At 37.5% G+C, this 25,854-nt stretch carries 24 protein-coding genes, 1 pseudogene and 1 riboswitch; of the genes and pseudogenes, 21 read left to right on the top strand and 4 right to left on the bottom strand.

Annotated elements, in window-relative coordinates:
* The first annotated feature begins 41 nt into the window (after nucleotides 1-41).
* The 9 genes and pseudogenes from KSHG_RS00965 (at nucleotide 42) to KSHG_RS15790 (ending at nucleotide 9,670) form a co-directional block, all read left to right on the top strand.
* On the top strand, nucleotides 42-749 hold the full coding sequence (locus KSHG_RS00965; RefSeq protein ID WP_010300531.1) for a hypothetical protein: 708 nt from the start codon (nucleotides 42-44) through the stop codon (nucleotides 747-749).
* Between the two features lie 171 nt (nucleotides 750-920).
* Entirely contained in the window at nucleotides 921-1,646 is a 726-nt protein-coding gene (locus KSHG_RS00960; protein ID WP_010300527.1) for a (Fe-S)-binding protein, read from the top strand.
* Between the two features lie 2 nt (nucleotides 1,647-1,648).
* Nucleotides 1,649-3,133: a LutB/LldF family L-lactate oxidation iron-sulfur protein gene (locus tag KSHG_RS00955; RefSeq protein ID WP_010300524.1), complete on the top strand. Its 1,485-nt coding sequence runs from the start codon at nucleotides 1,649-1,651 to the stop codon at nucleotides 3,131-3,133.
* Entirely contained in the window at nucleotides 3,078-3,785 is a 708-nt protein-coding gene (locus KSHG_RS00950; RefSeq protein ID WP_010300520.1) for a LutC/YkgG family protein, read from the top strand. Before KSHG_RS00955 ends, KSHG_RS00950 begins: the two co-directional genes overlap by 56 nt.
* Before the next feature lie 139 nt (nucleotides 3,786-3,924).
* Nucleotides 3,925-4,320: a thiol-disulfide oxidoreductase DCC family protein gene (locus tag KSHG_RS00945; RefSeq protein ID WP_010300517.1), complete on the top strand. Its 396-nt coding sequence runs from the start codon at nucleotides 3,925-3,927 to the stop codon at nucleotides 4,318-4,320.
* Nucleotides 4,321-4,462: 142 nt separating this feature from the next.
* A complete protein-coding gene (acnA, locus tag KSHG_RS00940; RefSeq protein ID WP_010300516.1) occupies nucleotides 4,463-7,171 on the top strand; it encodes an aconitate hydratase AcnA in 2,709 nt (902 codons plus the stop codon).
* A 438-nt stretch (nucleotides 7,172-7,609) separates the two neighbouring features.
* Complete coding sequence (locus tag KSHG_RS17300) at nucleotides 7,610-8,140, top strand: hypothetical protein (RefSeq protein WP_010300513.1); 531 nt, start codon at nucleotides 7,610-7,612, stop codon at nucleotides 8,138-8,140.
* A gap of 155 nt (nucleotides 8,141-8,295) precedes the next feature.
* Complete coding sequence (locus KSHG_RS15795; RefSeq protein ID WP_010300510.1) at nucleotides 8,296-9,183, top strand: M14 family metallopeptidase; 888 nt, start codon at nucleotides 8,296-8,298, stop codon at nucleotides 9,181-9,183.
* A gap of 53 nt (nucleotides 9,184-9,236) precedes the next feature.
* Nucleotides 9,237-9,670 (top strand): annotated as a pseudogene (locus tag KSHG_RS15790) (acyl-CoA thioesterase).
* A 155-nt stretch (nucleotides 9,671-9,825) separates the two neighbouring features.
* On the opposite strand, the gene KSHG_RS00920 reads toward KSHG_RS15790, so the two are convergent.
* Nucleotides 9,826-10,128, bottom strand: coding sequence for a HesB/YadR/YfhF family protein (locus KSHG_RS00920; RefSeq protein ID WP_010300503.1), 303 nt, complete (start codon nucleotides 10,126-10,128; stop codon nucleotides 9,826-9,828).
* Nucleotides 10,129-10,144: 16 nt separating this feature from the next.
* Nucleotides 10,145-10,747 carry a glycerol-3-phosphate 1-O-acyltransferase PlsY gene (plsY, locus tag KSHG_RS00915; protein ID WP_010300500.1) on the bottom strand — a complete coding sequence of 201 codons (603 nt, stop codon included), beginning with the start codon at nucleotides 10,745-10,747 and terminating at the stop codon, nucleotides 10,145-10,147.
* Nucleotides 10,748-11,041: 294 nt separating this feature from the next.
* Between plsY and parE the strand changes: the two genes are divergently transcribed.
* Both parE and parC read left to right on the top strand, forming a co-directional pair.
* Complete coding sequence (gene parE / locus KSHG_RS00910; RefSeq protein WP_010300497.1) at nucleotides 11,042-13,015, top strand: DNA topoisomerase IV subunit B; 1,974 nt, start codon at nucleotides 11,042-11,044, stop codon at nucleotides 13,013-13,015.
* Nucleotides 13,015-15,441: a DNA topoisomerase IV subunit A gene (parC, locus tag KSHG_RS00905; protein ID WP_010300495.1), complete on the top strand. Its 2,427-nt coding sequence runs from the start codon at nucleotides 13,015-13,017 to the stop codon at nucleotides 15,439-15,441. Before parE ends, parC begins: the two co-directional genes overlap by 1 nt.
* Before the next feature lie 117 nt (nucleotides 15,442-15,558).
* Here the strand turns inward: parC and KSHG_RS00900 are convergent, their stop codons facing one another.
* Nucleotides 15,559-16,413, bottom strand: a complete 855-nt coding sequence (locus KSHG_RS00900; protein ID WP_010300492.1) for an alpha/beta hydrolase — start codon at nucleotides 16,411-16,413, stop codon at nucleotides 15,559-15,561.
* A 63-nt stretch (nucleotides 16,414-16,476) separates the two neighbouring features.
* On the bottom strand, nucleotides 16,477-17,304 hold the full coding sequence (locus tag KSHG_RS00895; RefSeq protein ID WP_010300489.1) for a MurR/RpiR family transcriptional regulator: 828 nt from the start codon (nucleotides 17,302-17,304) through the stop codon (nucleotides 16,477-16,479).
* A 90-nt stretch (nucleotides 17,305-17,394) separates the two neighbouring features.
* On the opposite strand from KSHG_RS00895, the gene KSHG_RS15785 reads away from it, so the two are divergent.
* The 10 genes from KSHG_RS15785 to KSHG_RS00840 all read left to right on the top strand — a co-directional run bounded on the left by KSHG_RS15785 (nucleotide 17,395) and on the right by KSHG_RS00840 (nucleotide 25,832).
* On the top strand, nucleotides 17,395-18,126 hold the full coding sequence (locus tag KSHG_RS15785) for an arylamine N-acetyltransferase family protein (protein ID WP_010300487.1): 732 nt from the start codon (nucleotides 17,395-17,397) through the stop codon (nucleotides 18,124-18,126).
* Nucleotides 18,127-18,345: 219 nt separating this feature from the next.
* Entirely contained in the window at nucleotides 18,346-18,729 is a 384-nt protein-coding gene (locus KSHG_RS00885) for a hypothetical protein (RefSeq protein WP_010300481.1), read from the top strand.
* Nucleotides 18,730-18,909: 180 nt separating this feature from the next.
* Nucleotides 18,910-19,656, top strand: coding sequence for a tyrosine-protein phosphatase (locus KSHG_RS00880; protein WP_010300478.1), 747 nt, complete (start codon nucleotides 18,910-18,912; stop codon nucleotides 19,654-19,656).
* Nucleotides 19,657-20,027: 371 nt separating this feature from the next.
* A complete protein-coding gene (locus KSHG_RS00870) occupies nucleotides 20,028-21,182 on the top strand; it encodes an acyl-CoA dehydrogenase family protein (RefSeq protein ID WP_010300474.1) in 1,155 nt (384 codons plus the stop codon).
* An 11-nt stretch (nucleotides 21,183-21,193) separates the two neighbouring features.
* Entirely contained in the window at nucleotides 21,194-21,952 is a 759-nt protein-coding gene (locus KSHG_RS00865; RefSeq protein ID WP_010300472.1) for an SDR family NAD(P)-dependent oxidoreductase, read from the top strand.
* Nucleotides 21,953-22,041: 89 nt separating this feature from the next.
* A complete protein-coding gene (locus KSHG_RS00860; RefSeq protein ID WP_010300470.1) occupies nucleotides 22,042-22,788 on the top strand; it encodes a threonine/serine exporter family protein in 747 nt (248 codons plus the stop codon).
* Between the two features lie 12 nt (nucleotides 22,789-22,800).
* Entirely contained in the window at nucleotides 22,801-23,283 is a 483-nt protein-coding gene (locus KSHG_RS00855) for a threonine/serine exporter family protein (protein ID WP_010300468.1), read from the top strand.
* 147 nt (nucleotides 23,284-23,430) lie between these two features.
* Nucleotides 23,431-23,598, top strand: coding sequence for a hypothetical protein (locus tag KSHG_RS00850; RefSeq protein ID WP_010300465.1), 168 nt, complete (start codon nucleotides 23,431-23,433; stop codon nucleotides 23,596-23,598).
* Between the two features lie 114 nt (nucleotides 23,599-23,712).
* A riboswitch (cobalamin riboswitch) is annotated at nucleotides 23,713-23,902 on the top strand.
* Between the two features lie 134 nt (nucleotides 23,903-24,036).
* Nucleotides 24,037-24,483: a hypothetical protein gene (locus tag KSHG_RS00845; protein WP_010300463.1), complete on the top strand. Its 447-nt coding sequence runs from the start codon at nucleotides 24,037-24,039 to the stop codon at nucleotides 24,481-24,483.
* Nucleotides 24,477-25,832, top strand: coding sequence for an Ig-like domain-containing protein (locus KSHG_RS00840; RefSeq protein ID WP_010300461.1), 1,356 nt, complete (start codon nucleotides 24,477-24,479; stop codon nucleotides 25,830-25,832). The genes KSHG_RS00845 and KSHG_RS00840 overlap by 7 nt, the downstream gene beginning before the upstream one ends.
* The last annotated feature ends 22 nt before the right edge of the window (nucleotides 25,833-25,854 follow it).

The following is a 25,854-nucleotide window of genomic DNA, read 5'->3' as shown; positions in this document are numbered from 1 at the left end:
GAGGAGAAATGGGAAATATTCTTCTTAAAGAGGTGAGGCGCATGCAACATCACATTGACCAATTACTTCATTTAGAACGCTATTTAATGCGTAATATTGATTTAGAGCGACGAGTGAGCGAGAAACAGGGGACGATTGTTGAATCCCCAACATTTAATTTCGTCAGTATCGTTCGTCAAGTGTTAGCAGAATGTGCGCACGTAGATTGTGGCTTGTACCAGTTTACAGAACATTTTTGTATCGTAGAAAGATTAGAACAATTACGCCGTGAACTCCATCGCCAAGCGAATGAGTCTATTCCAGGTGAAGAGGTTATGGGCATGATTGATAGCATATGTTACTTTGAACAGTCGTATGAGAAAGAAGATTATCGCTTACTGTTGCAAGGCGGTTATAAAAGTCAGCTGAAATTTGCTGTTTGTTACGTACTGCAATGGTATGAAGAAGGCTTAACTGAACAACAATTAATGCGGGATTTACATTTACTACGAGAGAAATTTGAACGTATTTTTGAATTTTATCATTTTGAACAAAATGTACGTTACGTGTTGAATCAACTCGTCGATGTCGATCAAGTTGTCCAATGTGAGAAAGCGAGTCCTCTAACGTATCACCTGCTACATACGAATATGAGTGGATTTTACAAAATAGTAGAAGAAGCACGTGTAGCCAAAACACCTACTTTATTAACAGTCGCTTATCAAGAGCAACTAGAAAAATTGTATAACGCACACGATCAGTCGTGTTAAACAGAACGAATGCGTTCTGTTTTTTATTTTGGCACGAGTTTTCATCTAGTTATTCCTTAATTTATTAAAATATGTGAAAACTATTCTTTTTTGGCATACATATTATTCCGATATAGCTACGCGTTATAATGAGAATAATCTAAAAATTCGATTTTTGAGGGGGATACTTAGATGAAAGTTTCATTATTTGCGACATGTTTAGTTGATTTATTCCAAACAGATGTAGGGAAAGCGACCGTAGAATTGCTCGAAACACTCGGGTGTGAAGTGACATTCCCAAGGGGGCAAGTGTGTTGTGGGCAACCTGCCTATAACTCAGGCTATACGAAAGATGCTAAAGAACCGATGAAAAAAATGATTGATACGTTCATTGATGAAGAATGGGTCGTAACGCCATCCGGTTCTTGCGCAACAATGTTTCAAGAATACCCGCATATTTTTAAAGATGATCCAATTTATGCGGAAAAGGCGCAGCGTTTAGCAGACAAAACGTATGAACTGACGGATTTTATCGTTAACGTATTGAATGTGACCGATGTAGGGGCAAGCTATCATCATCGAGTTACGTACCATCCTTCGTGCCATATGACGCGTCTGTTAGGGGTGAAGGATGCACCGCTTACGTTACTTAAAAATGTGAAAGGTCTTGAGTTAGTCGATTTACCAAACAGTTATAACTGCTGCGGATTTGGGGGGACATTTTCTGTGAAGATGGGCAATATTTCGGAGCAAATGGTCGACGAAAAAGTGAATTGCGCGGTGGAAACAGATGCGGAATATTTAATTGCTTCAGATGGTGGCTGCATTATGAACATTGATGGCCGGATGCAACGTCGTGGTGAAACGATGCGCACGAAACATATCGTTGAGATTTTGACACAACATGAGGGGGTGTAGCGATGTCTATTCAATTTTATGATAAAAAATTTAAAGATACGGTGAAAGAAAATTTAGAAGATGACTTTATGCGTGGTGCGGTGAGTGCCGCACAAAACCGTTTGCACAACGGTCGTTTAAAAGCAGTTGAAGAATTAGGCGATTGGGAACAATGGCGTAATCATGGGCAAGAAATAAGGCAAAACGTTTTGAAACATCTAGACTATTATTTAAATGAATTAGCTACAAACGTAGAAAAAGCGGGAGGTCACGTCTTTTTTGCGAAAGATGGCGATGAGGCGAATACGTATATTCGCCAAGTAGCACGAGATAAAGGCGCGAAACGCGTCGTTAAATCAAAGTCGATGGTCACGGAAGAAATTAGTTTGAACGAGGCACTTGAAAAAGAAGGGTGTCAAGTGCTCGAAACGGATCTTGGGGAATATATTTTACAGTTGGAAGGCGATAAACCGTCTCATATCGTAGCACCTTCTTTGCATAAAAATAAAGATCAAATTAAAGAAGTATTTGTCGATCAACTAGCGTATCCGAGTGAAGCATCTTCTGAAGCTGGACCATTAGCACGTCACGTACGAACGATATTACGAGATGAGTTTTTGCAAGCAGATTTAGGCATTACAGGTTGTAACTTTGGTGTGGCAGATAGCGGTTCGATTTGTCTCGTGACGAACGAAGGAAATGCGGGACTCGTGACGACAATTCCTAAAACGCATATTGCTGTAATGGGGATGGAAAGATTAGTACCTTCTATGAAAGAGTTAGAAGTACTCGTTAATATGCTAACGCGAAGTGCCGTCGGTCAAAAAATGCCAAGTTACGTTAACATTATTACAGGGCCGAAGCGAGCGGAAGAAGTAGATGGACCGGAAGAATTCCATTTAGTTATTTTAGACAATGGTCGTTCGAATATTTTAGGTGGAGATTTTCAAGAAGTGTTGCAATGCATTCGCTGTGGCGCTTGTGTGAATACGTGTCCTGTTTATCGCCATATCGGGGGGCATTCGTACAACTCGATTTATTCAGGACCGATCGGAGCGGTATTAACACCGCTATTAGCAGGTTACGATGATTACAAAGAATTGCCGTATGCATCTAGTTTATGCGGGGCATGTACAGATGCGTGTCCGGTGAAAATTCCTTTACACGAACTTTTACGGAAGCATCGTGAAGTCATCGTAGAAAAAGAAGGAAAAGCACCTATTGCAGAAAGTGCCATGATGAAAATGTTTGAAATAGGTGCATCGAGTTCACCTCTTTATCGTTTCGGCACGAAAATTGCGACGAAAGCGGTAAAACCATTTACGAAAAATAATAAGATTACGAAAGGACCAGGTCCAATTAAAGCATGGACAGACGTTCGAGACTTCCCAGCACCGAAAGAGGAACGGTTACGAGATTGGTTCGACCAACGAGAGAAAGGGGAGAAAAATAATGGAAAGAACGGCATTTTTACAAAATTTAGCGAACCAACTGCAAAGACCACTTAATACGACGGAAAAGCCAGTCAATGATTGGGCATTCAAACCGATTGAAAAACATTATTCGGTGATGAACGAACAACAACTCGTAGAAGCGCTTGAACAACAATGTAAAAATATTCATACAGATGTCGTGAAAACGACGTCTGAGAATTTAGCAAAGACGTTGCATGAAGTCGTTGCTAAATATGGAGAAGGACCTGTGTCTATATGGGACGATCCCCGTTTCATACAACATGGATGCCAAACGTTGCTTGATGAAACGTGGCCAGCAGAAAAGCGAACTATTCATAAATGGGATGCTGAGCAATCAAGAGATCGTAATTTTGCGAATGCGAATGAAGCGAAAGTGGGCGTTGCGTTTAGTGAATATTGTTTGACGGAATCCGGAACGGTCGTGTTGTATTCTGCTAAAGGAGCTGGGAAAGCTGTAGGTTTGTTGCCATATGCATTCGTTGCCGTCGTGCCGAAAAGTACGATTTTACCGCGTATGACACAAGCTGCCGAGGCAATTCAAAAACGAGTAGATGCAGGAGAAATTTTACCACATGCGATTGATTTCGTTTCAGGACCGAGTAATTCAGCCGATATTGAAATGAAATTAGTCGTTGGCGTACATGGACCTGTAGAAGCAACATACATCATTTTAGAAGATTGTTAAGTCGTTCCACCCTCTTACTATAATAATAGTAGGAAGGTGGATTTTTTATGTCTTTTTTCGTATAATAAAAGTGAAAGACATCATTTTAAAAAACGTTTTTTGAAATGATTTGGAACTAATCTCTGAGGATGGGGTATAGATGGATAAGCCAATTTTATTTTATGATGGTGCATGTGGCTTTTGTAATCGCTCTGTTCAATTTATATTGGACCATGAGCGAACAGATGAACTTCACTTTGCTTCTTTGCAAAGTGATTTTGCGAAGCAGTCATTGCCACAGGAACACTGGGAGAACTTAGATTCAATCGTTGTTTTAGATGGAAATCATATTTACACGAAGGCGAAAGCAGTTTTTTTTATAGCAAACTATTTAAAAATTCCTTTTAGATGGGCATATGCAGGAAAATACTTACCTGAGTGGCCATTCAATAAAGCATATGAGTTTTTGGCGAAAAACAGATATTCTTTATCGCAATCGAGAAAAAGCTGTCAGTTACTATCACAAAAGCAAAGAAAACGGTTCATCACATCGTAAAGTCATAAATAAAACTTATCGCAACACATAAAAATAATTTTATTTACTTATACATCATCGTTCGGTATGATTGGTTTTGGAGAAAAGTAGCGCATTTACTTGCAACCTTTTCATAAGAACATTTAGAGGGGGACCACTAAACATGGCAAACTTACACAACAGCCGCTCTTCATTCGAAGTTAATGGTAAAACTTACAATTACTATAACTTAGCAGCAATCGAAGAAGCAGGCATAGCAAAAGTATCAAACTTACCTTACTCAATTAAAGTATTACTTGAATCTGTATTACGTCAATATGACAACTACGTAATCACTGAAGAACACGTAGCTAACTTAGCTAAATGGGGTACTCCAGAAGCAGATACGACTGGTGAAGTACCATTCAAACCATCTCGCGTAGTTTTACAAGATTTCACTGGTGTACCAGTAGTAGTTGATTTAACTTCTTTACGTACAGCAATGAAAGATATGGGTGGTAACCCAGACGAAATCAACCCAGCAATCCCTGTTGATTTAGTAATTGACCACTCTGTACAAGTAGATAAATACGGTAACGCAGCAGCATTACAAGCTAACATGGACCTTGAATTCGAACGTAACGCAGAACGTTACAACTTCTTAAAATGGGCTCAAACAGCTTATGATAACTTCCGTGCTGTACCACCAGCAACTGGTATCGTTCACCAAGTAAACTTAGAGTATTTAGCTCCTGTTGTACACGTAAACGAAAACACTGACGGTACTTTCGAAACATTCCCTGACTCAGTAGTAGGTACTGACTCACACACAACTATGATCAACGGTATCGGTGTTCTTGGTTGGGGTGTAGGTGGTATCGAAGCTGAAGCTGGTATGTTAGGACAACCTTCTTACTTCCCAGTTCCAGAAGTAATCGGTGTTAAACTTACAGGTAAATTACCTTCAGGCACAACTGCAACTGACTTAGCACTTAAAGTAACTCAAGAATTACGTAAAAAAGGCGTAGTTAACAAATTTGTTGAGTTCTTCGGTCCTGGCGTTGTAGGTCTTCCATTAGCTGACCGTGCGACAATCTCAAACATGGCTCCTGAATACGGTGCTACTTGTGGTTTCTTCGCAATCGATGACGAATCTCTTAACTACATGCGCTTAACAGGCCGTGACGAAGAGCACATCGCTGTTGTTGAAGCTTACTTAAAAGCAAACCATATGTTCTTCGATCCAGCTCTAGAACCTAACTACACTTCTGTTGTAGAAATCGATTTAGAAGCAATCGAACCAAACCTTTCAGGTCCTAAACGTCCTCAAGATTTAATTCCTTTATCAAACATGAAACAACGCTACCACGAAGTAGTAGTTGCTCCATCTGGCGTACAAGGTTTTGGTCTTACTGAAGAAGAGTTTACTAAATCTTCTACAGCTAAATTCGCTGAAGGCGACGTTGAAATTCCTGCAGGTGCCGTAGCAATCGCTGCAATCACTTCATGTACAAACACTTCTAACCCATACGTTTTAATCGCTGCTGGTCTTGTAGCTAAAAAAGCGGTTGAAAAAGGCTTAACTGTTCCTAAATGGGTTAAAACGTCATTAGCACCAGGTTCTAAAGTTGTAACTGGTTACTTAAATGATTCAGGCTTAAACGAATACCTTGATCAATTAGGTTTCAACACAGTAGGTTACGGCTGTACTACATGTATCGGTAACTCAGGTCCATTACTTCCAGAAATCGAAGAAGCAATCAAATCTAACGATTTATTCGTAACTTCAGTACTTTCTGGTAACCGTAACTTCGAAGGCCGTGTTCACCCACTTGTAAAAGCTAACTACTTAGCTGCACCTCCATTAGTTGTAGCTTACGCTTTAGCTGGTACTGTTGATATCGACTTACGTAAAGATTCATTCGGTAAAGACAAAGATGGCAACGATGTATTCTTCGATGATATCTGGCCTTCAACTGATGAAATTAACGCTGTATTAAACAAAGTTGTAACTCGTGACCTATTCCAAAAAGAATATGAAACTGTATTCACTGCTAACGAAGCTTGGAACGCAATCGAAACTTCAACTGATACTTTATATGAGTTCGATACTAAATCAACTTATATCCAAAACCCACCATTCTTCCAAAACTTATCTGTAACTCCAGATGACATTGAAACACTTTCTGGTTTACGTGTATTAGCTAAGTTTGGTGATTCAATCACAACTGACCACATTTCACCAGCGGGTGCAATTGGTAAAGAAACTCCAGCAGGTCAATACCTACAAGCTAATGGAGTAGAAATCCGTAACTTCAACTCTTACGGTTCTCGTCGTGGTAACCACGAAGTTATGATGCGTGGTACATTCGCTAACATCCGTATCCGTAACCAAATCGCTCCAGGTACAGAAGGTGGTTTCACTACTTACTGGCCAACAGGCGAAGTTGAGTACATTTACGATGCAGCAATGAAATATGCTGAAACAAACACTGGTTTAGTAGTATTAGCTGGTAAAGACTACGGTATGGGTTCTTCTCGTGACTGGGCTGCCAAAGGTACTAACTTACTAGGCGTTAAAACAGTAATTGCTGAATCATACGAACGTATTCACCGTTCTAACTTAGTATTCATGGGTGTTCTTCCATTACAATTCTTAAATGGTGATAACGCTGAATCTCTAGGTTTAACTGGTGAAGAAACATTCGCAGTAAATATCGCTGAAGGTGTTAAACCTCGTGATATCTTAACTGTTACAGCTACTAAAGCTGATGGTTCTGAAGTTAAATTCGACGTATTAGCTCGTTTCGACTCAGACGTTGAAGTAGATTACTACCGTCACGGTGGTATCTTACAAATGGTATTACGTAACAAATTAGCTGAAAATAAATAATTTGTAGCGCATTCTTTAAGAGAAGGTAAGGATCATCCTTACCTTCTTTTTTTATACATAAAAATAAAATATTAAATAGACCTCGTTAGTATATATTTAAAAAAACGCTACATAAAATACATAAAAGAAATTTATATGGTAAAATAATGAAAAAAGGGAGAATTTTTATGAATATGTCTATAAAAAATACGTATGTATGATGATATGTATCGCTACATGTTATATCATTGTAGGGAATTTTGAAGCACAAGCAATAGAAGAAAATAAAATCGCATCTAACAATGAACAATCAGATTATATTTTAGTAGAAAAGGCACACACTTATATACAGAAAAGGGAAAAGATACAGGTGTGAAGCTTGAGAGGAGTCTATCATTCTCGTATAAAAAATCAACAATAAAAGGTTTTTACACAATTAAGGTAGGCGATCAAGCATACTTGATTAAAGAAAAAGATGCTCCTCTTTTTGCTGAAAACGCAATAAAGATTAAAAATAAGAAAAATCTTTATTTGAAAACTAAAAAATCTTATACGATTTACGAAAATGCTTCTTTAAAATCGACTGTTCTTTGGAAAGGTAACGAGTCAACGACATTTAAAGTGTTGCAAAATAAAAGGACTTTTTTAATCGTTCAAATTGGAAATCAAAAAGGTTTTATTAATAAGAAAGATTTTGTTATTCAATATACGAAACAAAACTACGAATTGCTTGAAAAACAAACGATTATTCAAATTAAAAATAGTAAAAAAACAAGCATAGGTACAGTCGTCGCTGGAGCGGTTGTTCATGTAGTCAAATTCGATCAACAAAATGCTTATTTACAAACAGGGAAGACGACATTTGTTGTAGCAAAATCATCTTTACTGCCTACGAAAAGATCGGTAAGTTTTAATAAACAACAAGCACAAAAATACCCGGTGACGATTTTTAGTAAAAAAATCATGCAGTTTACAATAAAAAGGGAATAAAAATTGGGGAAATAGCAAAAGGAAAAGCGATTGCATTAATAAATGTAGTCAATGGTAAAGGACTTATTCGTTTTGCGAACTATACTGGATACGTATCACTAACGAATTATACACATAATAATCTCGTAGACGGTTCAAAAGCAATTTCTTACAATTTGTATGCGTATCAACTAAGCGTTCTTGCAGCGATGTATCCGAAACAAACGCAACGAATAAAAATTGGGGAATCTGTTCAAGGGCGAGCGATTTATGCTTTTAAATTAGGAACTGGTAAAAAAGAAATTTACATGGATGCTTCAACACACGCAAGAGAACATATGACGACGAATGTGCTGATGAAAATGATTGATACGTATACAAAAGCATATACGACTCAAAATAAGCTGTACAACTACGATGTAAAAAAAGTACTGAATACGACAAGTATATGGTTCGTACCAATGGTCAACCCGGACGGTGTTATGCTCGTACAACAAGGATTAAAATCGGTTCAAGAGCCTTATAAACAAAAGGTTTTGAAAGCGAATGATGGCAGTAAAAATTTTGCACGGTATAAATCTAATATTCGAGGCGTTGATTTAAACCGAAATTACAATGTAGCGTGGAAAACGACGTCTACAAGCATTAAAAAGCCCTATTATAAGGCGTATAAAGGCCCCTCAGCTGTTTCTGAGCCCGAAACGAAAGCGATGGTCAGCTTTGTAAAGAAACATTCATTTAAAACGTATTTAGCGTATCATTCCTCTGGTCAATTACAATATTGGTATTATAATCAGTCGGTAAAACAGAAAAAACGCGATTACTACCTCGTACGAAAAATTTATAATGTAACGAAGTATAACCCTGTCACATCAACAGGCATCGCAAATGGCTCAGGAGCAGGCCAAGATTGGTTTGTTTCAACGTTTAAACGCCCTGGTATTACAATTGAAATTGCACCATATGTGGGTGAAACAACCGTTCCACACAAATATTGGTCGAGTGTTTGGAACAAAAATAAATCAGTCGGATTACTTGCTGCGAAAGAAGCTGCTGGACGATAGTTTTCCTTTTCATTTTCCATTTATTACTTCATACTAAATGAGAGGTGAAAATAATGTTTACAAATACGAAAGAAATTGAAATTCGTTATGCAGAAACCGATCAAATGGGTGTCGTCTACCATGCGAATTATGTAATTTGGTTAGAAGTTGGAAGAACGGCTTTAATTGAGGAATTAGGGTTTTCATTTGTTGAAGTCGAAAACGCAGGGTATGTATCACCTGTAATGAACGTTAATATTCATTATAAAGCGGCACTACGTTATGGTGAAAAAGCTTTTGTGAAAACATGGGTACAATCACAAGATCGTCTGAGAACGGTGTATGCTTATGAAATATTGCATGAAGATGGCACTGTTGCAGCAACAGCAACGTCAGAACATATTATCGTAAAAAAAGAAAATTTCCGTCCAGTTTCATTTAAAAAATTAATGAGGCATGGTTTAATAAATACGTTGAAATTGCGGAAAACCCAGTAGTTTCTAAGTAGAACTTAAAAGACAGAAAATTCAAACGCAGTTGCGTGTAATAGAGAATTACGTAAAATGATACGTGATTATTTCATTAATTGATACGATCTGTTTTGAGGATGAATTTCATTAAATAAAAAAGGAACGATTACGATTGTAATCGTTCCTTTTTTATTTAGTGAAGATGTGGTTGGACGTATTCATAATGAAGTTCGTCCGTCTCAGAATCCATCGTGACGTGAAGGTCATGGTTATTGAAAAACCATAAGTCATCTTCTTCTACGAAAAATGTAATACCATCGATTACTGTTGAAACCGCTATTTGAATCGGTTCTTCAAAATTTACGCCAATTGAAAAGCCTTCGTGAAATGGGTTAGAACCACCGTAGCGAGCGAAAAATTTAATAAAGTCGCCAGATGTTGCATCCATTTCGTCTTTAAACCATTGTGTTGCTTCTTTTGATAGAATCAATTCCATTATGTGCAGCTCCTTTTTATAACCAAGTTACTTTCGGTTCTGTACCATCTTTAATTCGTGTAATGTTCGAGCGGTGACGATAAATAACGAAAAATGTTAAACAACAAACGATGACTAGTAGCAGCCAGTCTCCCGTTAAAAATACGTTAACAATTGCATAGATTAGTGCAACAATTGCACCGAACATTGAAGCTAAGCTTACCATTTTAAATAATTTTAAACAAATAAGGAAACCTACAATAATAATGACAAAAATAATCCAATGATAGCCAAGTAATACACCAGCGGAAGTAGCTACTGCTTTACCACCTTTAAAACTTGCAAAAATAGGGAACATGTGACCGATAACAGCGATAATCCCTGCAACGAGTGGATGAATACCACTATGTGCAAAAATAGCGAATGTCGGTAAAAGGGTAGCAAGTGTTCCTTTTAAAATGTCAATAATCATTGTGACGGCACCGGCTTTTTTACCGATCGTACGGAATGTGTTCGTCGCACCTAAGTTACCACTTCCGTGTTCACGAATGTCTACTTTGTAAAAGAGACGTCCAATCCAAAGACCACTTGGAATGGACCCGAGTAAATAAGCCAGAATGATAACTAAAAATAAATTCATATAAGAACTCCTTAGAATTAGTAGTAGGTACTAATGTATTGATAAGTTTACCATACTCTATATAATTGATACAATTTACGATTGTCTATTTTATTTTAATCTTCTTTAACACGTAATTCAATGGGTAGTAAATCCGATTAATATCCATTAAAATCAAGGTTTAGTTTGTGTATGAATAAATATTTGTGTACAATAATCCGTGAGTGAAATTCGTACGTAACGAACTTGACAGTAATAAAATGAATGATAAACTAATTATTAAACGAACAGGTGTTTGTATTAGGGGGAATTTTTTTGGCAGTGAAACAAACAACTACATCATATAATGAAGATGCGATTCAAGTATTAGAAGGACTCGAAGCGGTTCGTAAACGACCAGGGATGTATATTGGTTCTACAGATGGTAGAGGATTACATCATTTAGTTTATGAGATCGTCGATAACGCAGTCGATGAATCTTTAGCTGGTTACGGTAATCATATTATCGTCAAATTACATGCAGACCAATCTATTACGGTTATTGACCATGGTCGTGGTATGCCAACAGGTATGCACAAAACAGGAAAGCCTACACCCGAAGTTATTTTTACAATCTTACATGCAGGTGGTAAATTTGGACAAGGTGGTTATAAAACAAGTGGCGGTTTACACGGTGTTGGGTCATCTGTTGTAAATGCTCTTTCAAGTTATTTAGAAGTTGAAATTCACCGAAATGGTGAGAAATACTTCATGCGTTTCGAAAATGGTGGACACCCTGCTACGACGTTAGAACATTTAGGTGCTACGAAAGATACGGGAACACGCGTCCACTTTAAACCAGATCCAACGATTTTCTCTGTAACAAAATTTAATTTTGATACGTTAGCAGAGCGCTTAAGAGAGTCTGCTTTTTTACTTAAAGGATTAAAAATCGAATTAATTGATGAAAATACAGACCGACATGAAACATATCATTACGAAAACGGCATTGAAGCATTCGTGACGTATTTAAACGAAGATAAAGATGTACTACATCCTGTTCAATACGTTGAAGGTGAGCAAGATGAAATGGAAGTGGAGTTTGCATTCCAATTTAACGATGGCTACTCTGAAACGATGCTTTCTTTTGTAAATAACGTTCGTACACGTGATGGTGGTACACATGAAACAGGTGCTAAAACAGCAATGACGCGTGTGTTTAATGACTACGCACGTAAAATTGGCTTATTAAAAGAAAAAGATAAAAACTTAGACGGTTCGGATATTCGTGAAGGGTTAGCTGCGATTATATCTGTACGTATTCCAGAAAACTTACTTCAGTTTGAAGGACAAACAAAAGGAAAATTAGGAACGAGCGAAGCCCGTGGTGCAGTCGATGCAGTCGTGCAACGTAAGTTAATGTATATTTTAGAAGAAAATGCAGACCTTTCAGCATCACTTGTTCGCAAAGCGATTCGTGCACAACAAGTACGTGAAGCGGCACGTAAAGCACGTGAAGACGCACGAAACGGTAAAAAAAATAAAAAAGCAGCGAATATTCTTTCAGGTAAGTTAACACCTGCCCAATCGAAAAATGCTGCGAAAAATGAATTATACCTTGTCGAAGGTGACTCTGCCGGTGGTTCTGCAAAACAAGGACGAGACCGTACGTTCCAAGCAATTCTTCCGTTGCGCGGTAAAGTAGTCAATACAGAAAAAGCGAAGCTGCAAGATATTTTAAAAAATGAAGAAATTTCGACGATTATCCATGCTGTTGGTGCTGGTATTGGTGCGGACTTTAAAGTAGAAGACTCTGCTTATGATAAAGTTATTATTATGACCGATGCGGATACCGATGGTGCGCATATTCAAGTGTTGTTATTAACATTTTTCTTCCGTTATATGAGACCGCTCATTGAAGCGGGTAAAGTGTATATCGCACTACCTCCTTTATACAAAGTTTCTAAAGGAACCGGACGTAAAGAAGTATTGCAATACGCTTGGACAGATGAAGATTTGCAAGAAGCTATCGAGAAAATCGGTAAAGGTTACATTTTACAACGTTATAAAGGGTTAGGTGAAATGAACGCAGATCAACTGTGGGATACGACGATGAATCCAAAAACGCGTACGCTAATTCGTGTGACGATTAATGATTTAGAACGTGCAGAGCGTGGCGTTTCAACATTAATGGGTGATAAAGTAGAACCGCGTCGTAAATGGATTGAAACCCATGTAGACTTTAGCATGGAAGAAGACGGCAACATTTTAGAAAATGAGTCTATTCAAGAAGAAGAGGGGATTAACTAATGGCTGAGAGCTATCAAAATCTTCCTTTAGAAGATGTAATTGGAGACCGATTTGGTCGTTATAGTAAATATATTATTCAAGATCGTGCGTTACCAGATGCACGTGATGGATTAAAACCTGTTCAACGTCGTATTTTATATGCGATGTTTAATGAAGGGAATACTTCTGAAAAACCGTTCCGTAAATCAGCAAAAACAGTTGGGAATGTTATTGGTAATTACCATCCACATGGTGATACGAGTGTATATGAAGCAATGGTTCGTATGAGTCAAGATTGGAAATCGAGTATGCCTTTAATTGAAATGCACGGCAACAATGGTTCATTAGATGGTGACCCACCTGCTGCGATGCGTTATACAGAAGCACGTTTATCTAAAATTGCTTCAGAAATGCTACGAGACTTACAAAAAGAAACAGTCGATTTTATTCCAAATTTTGATGACCAAGATTTAGAACCAACTGTATTACCATCACGCTTCCCTAATTTACTCGTGAACGGAGCTACAGGGATTTCAGCCGGGTATGCGACAGATATTCCACCGCACGCTTTACACGAAGTCATCGAAGCGGCACTACTTCGCTTGAAAAAACCGACAGCAACAGTGGAAGAACTAATGGACGTTTTACCAGGACCAGATTTTCCAACGGGTGGTATTATCCAAGGGAAAGATGGCATTCGTAAAGCTTATGAAACGGGTAGAGGGAAAATCATCGTGCGTTCAAAAACGATGATTGAACAATTAAAAGGTTCAAAAGAGCAAATTGTCGTTTCTGAAATACCCTTTGATGTGAATAAAGCGCATCTTGTGAAAAAAATGGATGATTTGCGTTTAGATAAACGTTTAGAAGGTATTTCAGAAGTTCGTGATGAATCCGATCGTGAAGGACTACGAATCGTCATCGAAATGAAAAAAGACGTCGCTGCAGCGCCTATTTTACAGTTTTTATTTAAAAATACAGACTTACAAGTAACGTATAACTTTAATATGATTGCGATTCATAATCGACGTCCGACGATGATGACATTACCGTTAATGTTAGATGCGTATATCATGCATCAAAAGGACGTTATTACACGTCGTTCTCAATTTGATTTAAACAAAGCACAAAGTCGTTTACATATTGTTGAAGGTTTAATGAAAGCCTTATCTATTTTAGACGATGTGATTCATACGATTCGTGGCTCTAAAGACAAAAAAAATGCAAAAGAAAACTTAGTTCAAAAATTTAGCTTTTCTCACGAACAAGCCGAAGCAATCGTTTCATTACAGTTATATCGTTTAACGAATACGGATATTACGGAACTGCAAACGGAGCAAAGTGAATTACGTCAACTAATCGTTGAATTACGTGACATATTGGATAATGAAAAAACATTAATTAGTGTGTTACGCAAAGAATTAACAGCAATCCGTAAAGCGTTCAAAACGGAACGTCATTCTGTAATTGAAGCAAACATTCAAGAAATTCAAGTAGATTTAGACGTTTTAATTCCGAGTGAAGAAGTCGTGGTTTCGGTGACAGAAGCGGGTTATATTAAACGTACGAGCTTGCGTTCACATAAATCTTCTAACGGGAAAGAATTAGGCATGAAAGAAACGGATCACGAATTGTTCCAAGGGGTCATTAATACGCAACAACATGCGATAATGTTTACGAATAAAGGGCATTATATTTTACAATTAGTGCATGATTTACCGGACATTCGTTGGAAAGACCTCGGTCAACATATTTCAAGTATTGTTGCTCTCGGACAAGATGAGCAATTAATTTCTGCTGAAACGGTAACGAACTTTGATGAAGATAAATTCGTTGTAACTATAACAAAAAATGGTCAAATTAAACGCACCGCATTAAAAGAATATTTGATTACACGCTTTAATAAAACGTATAAAGCGATGAATGTGAAAAAAGACGATGAGTTAATTTTTGCTGAAGTAGTAGACGCAAAAAATAAAGATGTTATTTTAATTACACATCAAGGGTTTGAATTACGTTTCTCTATGGACGAAATAGCCCCTACAAGCACAAGAACAGCTGGTGTTAAAGCAGCTAACTTAAAAGATGAAGATTACCTCGTATCAGTCATTATTGCTGATGAGGAAGACCAAGGTGACGTATTCGTCGTTACAGACCGCGGAGCTGTTAAACGAATGCACATCGCTGAATTTGAAAAAACAGGGCGTGCGAAACGCGGATTAACAATCTTGAGAGAATTAAAAACGAAACCGCACCGTATTTTCACAGTAAAACGCGTAACATTAAATGATTTAATTACGATTGAAACGACGAATGGGACGAAGGAAGTACTTGCTGTTTCTAAATATCGTCATGCGGAGCGTTATTCAAACGGTCAATTTGTCATTGATCCAGAATCGGATGGAGATATCGTACGCGTTGCAAAATCATCATTAGACGAAGCATAATCTGTTTTCTTATTACTAATAAAATAAAGGCTAGGACAAAATCTTAGTTAACTAGAAAGAGCCAGTAAGATATTAATATCTTACTGGCTCTTTTCGTATTAAAAAGTGACGCTACTCTTATTTGAGAGAGGAGACACGGTTGCCCGTTCTCTTTTTAGTTATATCGTAGTTATGAAAAGCGTCTTTTTTACGTTTAGATTTTTCTTCTGGTTTTTGCACGTAGCGATCGGGATCAATGCCTTTAACGAAGTAAAGCGATTGTTCCACGATGCGAGGAGCATCATAATCAACGAGTGCATAATGGTAGCTGTCTTTTAACATAACTAAATGTTTCTCTTTCGAACGAGCTGTTGAAATTAAACGATCGACTGATTGTGGCGGAATGACATGATCGTCGATTGAATGCATAATAAGCATAGGTGCTTCGATTTTCGCGGCATCTTCTGCTACTTCTTTTGCAAACGCAACGAGTTGTTCTGCTAGGTGCACAGGATATTTGTCGTAACGTGCGACCGTAGCACGTGGGTTTTTAATATCCGCTGTGCCGATTGGAACGTAAGAATCTTCATTTGATACGTGCATTTCCAATAATTCTGTTAACTTCGTTGGCAAATCGAACGAACTATTTAATAGCAAAAGACCGTCAATATGATAATTTTCTGCAATGTATTGGCCGAGTGTACCACCAAAGTCAAAACCGCATACGACAATATAGTCTGTTCGCTCTTCTAGCCAATGATAAGCATCGAGTGCGCTTCGTACTAAATCTTCTTTTGAGACGTCATATAGCTGTTCTGCTGTCGTATGATGACCTGCTAAAACAGGCATGTTCACTGTATAACCGTTTTTCGCAAAAGCTTCTGCCCACGGAAGAACGGTTTGCGTCGTGCAACTAAATCCGTGTAGTACTAAAATGCCGACACGGTTTCCAATTGATTCCATTGATGTAGGTTGTACTCCATTTGAATTCATGTACATCACTCCTTATCGTTGTTCTTATCATACCGTTTTTTGAACATTGCGTAAATGAATGACTTACAAAAGTGTATTGATAATCGTATGTTGTACTTTTTTCATTGATTCAATGCCTGCTCCTTTTTTCGCATGCATTGTGAGAACGAAAAGAATTTCGATGAGTGTCATTTGAGCAATTCGACAAGACAGAGCTTCTGTACGGAATGGCGTTTCATCAGATTTTGTAATGAGTGTAGCATCAGAAAGACGTGCTAGATTGCTATCTGGATGACTCGTAATTGCAATGATTTTTGCACCATTTTTTTTAGCGAGTCGCGCAATTTGTAACGTTTCGCGATTTTTGCCAGAATGTGAAACAATAAGAGCAACGTCTGTTGCTTTCATTTGACTAGCGGCAATGAGCTGAAAATGTGCGTCGATGTTAGAACTACATTGGATGCCGGTTCTTAAAAATTTATAGTAGGCATCGAGTGCTATACTAAGGGAGCCGCCTGTGCCGATAAAATAAGCTGTATCCGCTTTCAATAAAAATTGAACGGCTTGCTGCATCATGTCAAAATCTAAATGATGTGCTGTTTTTTGTAACGTCAGCGTATTTGCTTCAAACACTTCTTGAATGACATGATCGAATTGCTCAAGCGGTGTTTCATGTTGTTTCGTTTGATTTTCGTAGTGGCTCGCTTGTTTTAATTCTTTAAAGCCACTGTAGCCAATCGTTTTGCAAAAACGTGTAATGGATGCGTTCGATACGTTTATTTCTTTTGCAATCGTCGAAATATTTTCTGTTGAAAATAATAAGGGTTGTGCAATTAAAGTGTCCGCGATACGTTTTTCGTGATCTGTGAAATGCGTGTAATGTTGCTGGATTTTGTTTAATAATAATGACATAACGAAGCCCCTTTAACAGGTGAATTTATACCATGATTATAGCATAGAGCGACAAATGAATTATTTAAAATAAATGAAAAAGGTGATTGTATGTATAAAGAACTGTTTTTAAAAAGAATCCATTTAGAAGATATGGACATATCGATGAAAAGTTTGCCACTCATTTTGCGCCATACAGCAAATACGATTCCGTTTGAAAATTTGCGCATTTTAAATCAAACAGCATTGTTACCAACTGTTGAAAATAGCGTGCAAAAAATTGTTGTAGAACGTGAAGGGGGCGTATGTTATGAAATTAACGTGCTTTTATATGGCATTTTAAAAGAATGTGGCTTTAACGTCTATTTGATGGGTGCTACTGTGTATGATGCAGAAGCGGAAGCTTATTCACCGACAGGGGCAACGCATGTCGTCGTCATTTTAGAAACGCCAGATAGAAAATACGTGATCGATAGTGGGTTTGGCAATAATATCCCGTTAATTCCTGTTCCACTCACAGGGGATGTCGTTTCTACGACGAATGGTAGTTTTTATTTTGACAACAATCATTTCATGATGAAACGATTGTACCGTGACAAACAATTTATAAAAGGGTACACGTTGTCTGGACAATTACTCGAAGAATCCAAATTAACAAATATTCAACACATAATTGAACGAGACGAGCGTTCGCCTTTTAATAAAGCACCTCTTATTACGAAGTGTACCGAAGACGGGACACGTACATTTGCTAAAGGACAATTGTTTGAGATGAAAAAAGGTCATAAAACAGTAAAAACATTATCAGAAAAGAACGTTCAAACCCTATTAAATTATTTATAAATTAAACCTCGCTAGTATATATAAAATAAAAACGCAGATAAGTAAAAACATCGGCACGCGATAAACGCTAGTGTCGGTGTTTTTACTTTGTGTAAAATTACACATGAGCATATAAAAAATATTATAATTGTATTACAAAAGCAACTTTATATATTAATTATTCAGTTTTTATGTTAAAAATATGATAGAGTGAAATCGAAATAAGTGAGGATTACATAGATGAAAATTATTATTTTTGATGAAGATTATTCTTCCATTAACCGTGTACATAATTACATAGAACGCTATTGCAAAATGAATGAGTTAGCAGACGTACAAATCGCTTTAACAACGAGAAAACCGAATACGTTTAAACAGTATGCTAAAGAAAATGAAATTTCTCTAGCATACATAAATCTCGACACACCAACAGTAAAAAGCGCTCATCTTATCGACGAGTTACAACAATCGAATCCATTTTGTACAATCGTAGGGTATACGATGAACGCAAATATACATAAGATGCATGAACAATTTCCGACTGTCCAATCGATTGAGCTATTAGAAACGACGATTGCAGCAGAATGTCGTTTCACCGAATACGTAAAAATGCTTTCAAAATAGGATGCATAAAAGAAGCGTAATGACTAGATGGATAGGTCATTACGCTTCTTTTCTTAAACATCTGTTAGTTTGTTTATACACTCTTTAAAGTAGTTGGAAATCACATAACCTTCCAATGCTCATATTAGTTGAATATTCATACTTTTTATGGGATAAATAAGGAGTAAAGGAGAGGATTGTATGGTGCAATTTGAAAGTTTATCGAATTTTAGGGATATGGGTGGCGTTCAAACACTCGATGGGACAACAGTTAAATCGAATTACTTTTACCGCTCAGGTGCTCTGTTTGATGCATCTGAAAAAGATATTCAAACATTGAATACACTTAATTTAAAAGCAATCATCGATTATAGAGACGATAGTGAAGCGGCAGGTCAACCATCTTCAGAAAACATTCAATCAACAATTATACAAATCCCTGCGCGAAAGGAAACGAGTATTTTGCCGACTGCCTCTATGGAAATGTTGACAGATCGCTCCAAACTTGATGCGATTTCATTAGACGATTTCGCTACATTTTATACAGAGTTACCATTTAACAACCCGGTATATCAAAAATTGATTCAACTCGTTGCAGAGAAAGATGTACCTTTACTTCATCATTGTTCTGCGGGTAAAGACCGCACAGGAGTAGGGGCAGCTTTAATTTACTTGTTATTAAACGTTTCTGAAGAAGAAATTGTGAAGGAATATTTATTAACGAATGACTACATTGATGCGTCTCCTCCTAATTGGTATCGTTATGTCGTATTAAAAGTAGGCGAGCATCCGACATTAACTGCCTTAGCACGTTGCAATCGTCGTTTTATTGAGCCTGTATTTGACGCGATTTTATCAAAATACGGTGACTATTCAACGTACTTTTTAAAAGAACATCAGTTAACACAAAGTGACATCGAAAAAATACGTGCGTACTACACAGAATAATAAAATAAGAGAAAGAAAATAAAATTTATACATACATGTGTTTGAAACTTTCGGTTAAGAGGAATTTACATAGTAATTACCGGAAGGGCGTGAGAGCAAATGACTGTATTCATTTTTATTCTTCTCTTTGTAGTATTGTGTACGTTACCGGTTTTATTTATTTGGCTATATAGTAAACAACAAGAACAAAATGTAGATGTAACGATAAATTTTTTACAAAACAAGGCGACAATTACAGAACGCAAAACACCACCTGTCGTTACTAAATCAATGGAGAGAGTCAGTTTGGTCGCAAAGAAATAAAAGGACCAGAAAAATAGAGCTGGCTATGTGCTAGCTCTATTTTTACGCATTTAAAGGGGGACATTTGTATGAACGATTTACAACTAAACGAAGAATATGAACTGTTAAAAAAATCTATTCGCTTATTTGCAGAAAAAGAAATCGAGCCTTTTTACGCACAATGGGAAAAAGAAGGACTCATCCCACCGGAGCTGTGGCTAAAACTAGGAGAAGCAGGCTTCTTATGCTCTGATTTAGAAGAACAGTACGGCGGGTTAGGGCTACCTTATCGTTTTTCATCGGTTGTCGTTGATGTATTTTCTATACTAGGCTATGCGGCACTCGCTGTTAATTTAACCGTTCACAGTCAAATTGTTGCGCATTACATTGCTAATTACGGTACAGAAGAGCAGAAAAAAACAATGCTACCGAAAATGGCATCAGGAGAATCTGTCGGCGCTATAGCAATGACTGAACCCGGAGCAGGAAGTGATCTTCAAGGCATTAAAGCAACCGCACTCGCACAAGATGGACACTATACGATTAATGGGTCCAAAACATTTATTACGAACGGTCAATTATGCGATATTTTAATTGTCGCAGCGATTACGAATAAAGATGTAAAACCTTCAAAAGGGATGTCGTTATTTGTATTAGAAGATTTGGAAACGCTTACAGGATTCTCGAGAGGAAGAAACTTGCAAAAAATAGGGTTACACGGATGTGACACGTCTGAATTGTTCTTTGAAAATATTCGTGTGAAAGAAACGGCGTTGTTAGGAAATGTAGATGAAGGGTTTCATTACTTGATGAATCAATTACCTAGAGAGCGTTTAACGCTATCTGTTTGTGCTCAAGGAGCTATGGAAGGTGCTTTAGAACAAACGATTCAGTACGTAAAAGAAAGAACTGTATTTAACCAACCGCTTAGCGAGCTTCAAAATACGCAGTTTGAAATAGCTGAAATTGCGACAACTTGTGAAGTACAACGTCGCTTTATTGAATATTGTATTTCTCAAATTGAAGCGAATCAACTGGACACGAAAACAGCGAGTATGGCAAAACTTTCAACGACAGAAGCGCAGTGTCGCGTGATTGATCGTTGTTTACAACTATTTGGTGGGTATGGCTATATGGAGGAATATCCAATATCCCGTGCTTTCATCGATGCACGGGTGCAACGTATTTACGGGGGAACTTCTGAAATTATGAAGCAAATTATCGGGAAAAGTATTTTAAAATAGGGGGAAATATAATGAACATTCAAAACAAAGTAGCAATCGTGACAGGAGGCTGCTCAGGATTAGGTTTAGCAACAGCGATTATGCTAAGTGAGCAAGGAGCACACGTCCATGTTTTTGACATTCAAGAAAAGTCTGAAGCGTTAGAACGACTTCATACAGTAACGTATCACCAAGTAGACGTTACGAACGAAGAACATGTCCGAAAAGCGATAGATGCTATTATTATTGCCGATAAGGCGTTACATATTTGCATTAACTGTGCAGGCATTGCTCCAGCGGCAAAAGTATATGGAAAATCAGGTGTGATGTCACTTGATTTATTTAAAAAAACGATTGAAATTAATTTAATCGGTACATTCAATGTCCTGCGATTAGCGATAGAAAAAATGGTTTTAAATGAAGCGATAGATAGTCAAGATAAAGGAATTATTATTAATACCGCTTCAATTGCCGCATTCGAAGGGCAAATTGGACAAGCGGCATATGCTGCGAGTAAGGGAGGAGTTGCAAGCCTTGCCCTACCATTGGCACGTGATTTAGCACGTGAAAATATCCGTGTGAATACGATTGCACCAGGGTTATTTGAAACACCTATGATGGCTGGAATGCCTGAAAAAGCATTAAAATCTTTGCAAAATATGCCGGAATACCCGAAACGTCTTGGATTGCCGGAAGATTATGCTTTCACAGTTAAATATTTAATTGAGAGTACGTATGTGAATGCTGAGTGTATTCGCTTAGATGCCGCAACGCGTTTACCTGCAAAATAATTAAATTAATAGTACTAAAATGAATAGGAAACAACTATAATATGAAGGAGCCTTTTGTGCTCCTTATTTTTTATGAAAGGGGACTTGTTATGGAAGCTACTACGATTTTTGCGGCAGATTGCTTTTTATTAGCGGGTCGCTTATTAATGCAAAGTGGTGCAGAAACATATCGAGCGGAAGATACGATGTTACGTATGGCTCGTTCACAAGGATATGAAGATGCACAAAGCTTTGTTACACCAACAGGTATTATTTTCTCAGCAGGCCATGAAAGTCCGACGAGAATAGCACAAATACCGAAACGTGCGACAGATTTAACAAAAATTGCAGAAATTAATACAATTTCTCGAAAACTAACATCTCACCAAATTACGATCGAAGAAGCACACGATCAATTAAAAACATTAGAGCAAAAAAATCTTTTTATGTCTGAATTTGCTCAAGTGATATATGCAGCCATTGCGAGTGGTTGTTTCGTTATTTTATTTATGGGGTCTATTTCAGATATGCCTGCAGCAGCTATTGCGGGTGGTATAGGACACTGGGTATGTCTACGTATGAACGCGATTACTAAAGTGAAATTTTTCGCTGAATTCACCGCTTCGATTGCGGTTGGTCTCTTGACGATTCTTTTTTTACATATCGGTTTTGGCTTTCAAGAAGACAAAATTATTATCGGAGCAGTTATGCCCCTCGTACCAGGTGTACCAATCGCCAATGCCGTTCGTGATATGATGGCAGGACATTTCGTATCCGGTGTGACGAAAGGTGCGGAAGCCTCGTTAACTGCATTAGCGATTGGTTCCGGTATAGCTTTCGTGTTAATTTTATTTTAGGAGAGTGAAAAAATGGATTATATTTTACAATTAGTATGTGCTTTCGTTGCAACATACGGTATAGCCGTCATTTTCAATGCTCCTAAATCAACGCTCGTTCCATGCGGTTTAGTAGGAATGATTGGTTGGCTCATTTATTATGTCATGATCCGCCACGATACGGATAGTGTGACGGCGTCATTTTGCGGAGCGTTCCTCGTATCTATTGTTGCGCATTACCAAGCAGCGAAGCATCGCACACCGATGTTAATTTTCGTTGTTGGGGGTATTATCCCACTCGTTCCTGGGGGATTAGCTTATGAAGCGATGCGCCATGTCGTAGCGAATGAATATAATGAATCGCTACAATTCTTTTTAAAAACAGGAATTATTACAGGTGCGATTGTTATGGGGCTCGTTATTGCAGAAGTACTCGTTCAGCTTTACAGAAAAATGATTCGTAAAATGGTACACATTAAAAAAATTGTACCGAAAGTATCGAAAAATAAAGGATAAGTAAAATAGTAGTAGTGAATTTAAATTCACTACTACTATTTTTTATAAATTTTCAGATAATTAATTGACGTGCTGCATAAACTGTTATATATTATATTAAATAATAAAACTTTGTTATATAACAAAAAAGAGTGGAGATGATATGTGATGGATTTTTATCGAAAAGGATATCAAATTTATTGTGAAGCTTGTGAACAGTATGGAATGCCGTCTATGAATTTTCATTTATACATTAAACAACTAACTGAAGAACAGTTAAATGCCTTTAATGAACATCGAAAAGAAGTTGATTTTTTCGATGTAGTACATCCATAACAAACGATAAAAGATACGTTTCTTTGCGACATCATTCGTAAAGTGAAACGTATCTTTTTAATTTTCAAAATAGTATATTTACAAAAGAGGTGAACTGTGAAATACTACTAACAGTCAATTGAATACCGTAAAAGTGCCTTAAGTAAAAAGGATAATAGGGAAGTTAGGTGAGAAACCTACGCAGCCCCGCTACTGTAAATGGGATGAAATAGCATTTGGCATTGTTTCTTGAAATAAAGGAATGAGAAGCCGCTAGAGTAAAATGATCATGAGCCAGGATACCTGCTTTTACGTTGAATGAACAATCTTCGAGGGGAAGATTTATTCGTATAATTATATACATACGATAAATCCCTCTTTGCTATGCGGCAAAGAGTTTTTTTATTCCTCTCGATTATTTTATTTGAAAATTCAAAAATAATTTAAGGGGGATTTTTTATGTCAAAAAACAAATTATGTACGGCTTCACTTGCAGCTATTTTGGCTTTTAGTACAATTTCTGCTACAGCGGTACATGCAACAGAAGGAAGTATTTCTACAGCAACAACTGTCAAAGGAGCGGATGTCGCGTACAAGGCGGCATTAGAAGATGCTGCGGCACTTACGTACGCAAATGATAAAAATGTTACGTTTTCTTCGTACGATGCAGTTACTTATTTAGCGAGAGCGAATTATCCAGTTGCTAAAAATTATTATGATACATATTACAAAGCGGTTGAAAAAGCCGTTTCAAATAACTTTGAAGGATTTTATAGCCTCGGTGTATACGAAAAAACAATCGTTGCACTACGAGCGATTGGCAAAGACGCAACGAATGTAGCCGGTATTAACTTAGTAGAGCGTATGTTGAACGAAGCAACAAGCTTAAAAGAAAAAATATGTTAACTGAAAATGATATTATTTGGTTGCTACTCGCCGCAGAGTCAACAGAACTTACTACCAATTCTTCAGCAATTTCTATTGAGACGTTGCTATCATTTTTAGAAGAAAAACAATTTGAAAATGGTGGATTGTCTTGGAGTTCTGACAATGAATGGGGTAAAACACCTTCTGTTGATACGACAGCACTCGCTATTACAGCACTTGCGCCGTATACACAAACATATGCGACAGCGCAAAAAATTGTAGATCAAGCATTTTCTTATATAGCAGAAGAAGCAAATGAACGCGTTGGTTTTTATAGTTCGTATGCGAACGGTGACAGTTCAGATTCTGTCGCACAACTAATCGTTGCGCAAACAGCGATGCATATCAATCCACAAACACAAATAAATTTCGTAAAAAATGGGCACTGGTCTGTGCGTAATTTATTATCGAGTTATGATGCGGTAGAAGGGGGGTTCCAATTAGCGCCGAATAATGTCGTAGATGGCTATTCAACGAAAAGTGCTACACTCGCTTTAACAGCATATGATTTATACAAAACGAAAGCAGCAGCTTTTTATGATTTTTCACACGTTGATGCAACGGATTTAGCAGTAGATGAAATCGCACCAAATGCACCGAAAGTTCATACGACCGTTTCAGATAAAACGACAATGATAGCGGGTGTTGCTGAAAAATATGCGACTGTAACTATTAAGAATGGTACGAAAGCCGTTGGAACAACGATCGTCAACGGTAATGGTAGTTGGCAACTTAAAGTGAGTAAACAACTAGCTGGTACGACTTTACGTGTTATGACGACAGATACTGCTGGGAATACGTCAACAGAGACAACTCTTTCTGTACTAGATCAAACAGCTCCCGCATTACCGAAAGTAACGACGGTTGTCTCAGACCGTACGATAAAACTCTCAGGTACTGCCGAAAAAGGGGCAATGATTACGATTAAAAAAGGGGCGAAGTTGATTGCTTCAACGAAAGTAGCTACTTCTGGAAAATGGTCAACAAAAATAGCGAAACAGAAAGCGAATACGGTGTTAACAGTTACAGCAACGGATGCAGCGAAAAATAAATCAATGGCGAAAACGATTCGTGTCTTAGATCGAACGGCACCGAATGCACCGAAAGTTAACACAATGAAAAAAGGCGCTAAAACGATTACAGGGACGACTGAAAAAGGGGCAACAGTTGTCGTGAAAATCGGCTCAAAATCGTACAAAAAAATAGTCACTACATCGAAGTTTTCTATAAAAGTACCTGCTTTAAAAGCGAAGCAAGTCGTGAAAGTATATGCAATAGATGCAGCGAAAAATAAATCGAAAATCGTTTCAAAAAAAGTTCAATCATAAAAAAGTAAGCACGAAGGGTACT

Origin of the sequence: Kurthia senegalensis, from assembly GCF_000285595.1 — a bacterium.
Classification (GTDB): Bacteria; Bacillota; Bacilli; order Bacillales_A; family Planococcaceae; genus Kurthia; species Kurthia senegalensis.
The sequence above is the reverse complement of the archived record's forward strand: the minus strand, read 5'-3'. Positions and strand labels throughout refer to the sequence as shown.

Excerpts from the sequence above, each read along its gene's own strand:
- KSHG_RS00965 (WP_010300531.1), top strand. The coding sequence starts at position 42 with ATGCAACATCACATTGACCAATTACTTCATTTAGAACGCTATTTAATG.
- KSHG_RS00960 (WP_010300527.1), top strand. The coding sequence starts at position 921 with ATGAAAGTTTCATTATTTGCGACATGTTTAGTTGATTTATTCCAAACA.
- KSHG_RS00955 (WP_010300524.1), top strand. The coding sequence starts at position 1,649 with ATGTCTATTCAATTTTATGATAAAAAATTTAAAGATACGGTGAAAGAA.
- KSHG_RS00950 (WP_010300520.1), top strand. The coding sequence starts at position 3,078 with ATGGAAAGAACGGCATTTTTACAAAATTTAGCGAACCAACTGCAAAGA.
- KSHG_RS00945 (WP_010300517.1), top strand. The coding sequence starts at position 3,925 with ATGGATAAGCCAATTTTATTTTATGATGGTGCATGTGGCTTTTGTAAT.
- acnA (WP_010300516.1), top strand. The coding sequence starts at position 4,463 with ATGGCAAACTTACACAACAGCCGCTCTTCATTCGAAGTTAATGGTAAA.
- KSHG_RS00920 (WP_010300503.1), bottom strand. The coding sequence starts at position 10,128 with ATGGAATTGATTCTATCAAAAGAAGCAACACAATGGTTTAAAGACGAA.
- plsY (WP_010300500.1), bottom strand. The coding sequence starts at position 10,747 with ATGAATTTATTTTTAGTTATCATTCTGGCTTATTTACTCGGGTCCATT.
- parC (WP_010300495.1), top strand. The coding sequence starts at position 13,015 with ATGGCTGAGAGCTATCAAAATCTTCCTTTAGAAGATGTAATTGGAGAC.
- KSHG_RS00900 (WP_010300492.1), bottom strand. The coding sequence starts at position 16,413 with ATGAATTCAAATGGAGTACAACCTACATCAATGGAATCAATTGGAAAC.
- KSHG_RS00895 (WP_010300489.1), bottom strand. The coding sequence starts at position 17,304 with ATGTCATTATTATTAAACAAAATCCAGCAACATTACACGCATTTCACA.
- KSHG_RS15785 (WP_010300487.1), top strand. The coding sequence starts at position 17,395 with ATGTATAAAGAACTGTTTTTAAAAAGAATCCATTTAGAAGATATGGAC.
- KSHG_RS00885 (WP_010300481.1), top strand. The coding sequence starts at position 18,346 with ATGAAAATTATTATTTTTGATGAAGATTATTCTTCCATTAACCGTGTA.
- KSHG_RS00880 (WP_010300478.1), top strand. The coding sequence starts at position 18,910 with ATGGTGCAATTTGAAAGTTTATCGAATTTTAGGGATATGGGTGGCGTT.
- KSHG_RS00870 (WP_010300474.1), top strand. The coding sequence starts at position 20,028 with ATGAACGATTTACAACTAAACGAAGAATATGAACTGTTAAAAAAATCT.
- KSHG_RS00865 (WP_010300472.1), top strand. The coding sequence starts at position 21,194 with ATGAACATTCAAAACAAAGTAGCAATCGTGACAGGAGGCTGCTCAGGA.
- KSHG_RS00860 (WP_010300470.1), top strand. The coding sequence starts at position 22,042 with ATGGAAGCTACTACGATTTTTGCGGCAGATTGCTTTTTATTAGCGGGT.
- KSHG_RS00855 (WP_010300468.1), top strand. The coding sequence starts at position 22,801 with ATGGATTATATTTTACAATTAGTATGTGCTTTCGTTGCAACATACGGT.
- KSHG_RS00850 (WP_010300465.1), top strand. The coding sequence starts at position 23,431 with ATGGATTTTTATCGAAAAGGATATCAAATTTATTGTGAAGCTTGTGAA.
- KSHG_RS00845 (WP_010300463.1), top strand. The coding sequence starts at position 24,037 with ATGTCAAAAAACAAATTATGTACGGCTTCACTTGCAGCTATTTTGGCT.
- KSHG_RS00840 (WP_010300461.1), top strand. The coding sequence starts at position 24,477 with ATGTTAACTGAAAATGATATTATTTGGTTGCTACTCGCCGCAGAGTCA.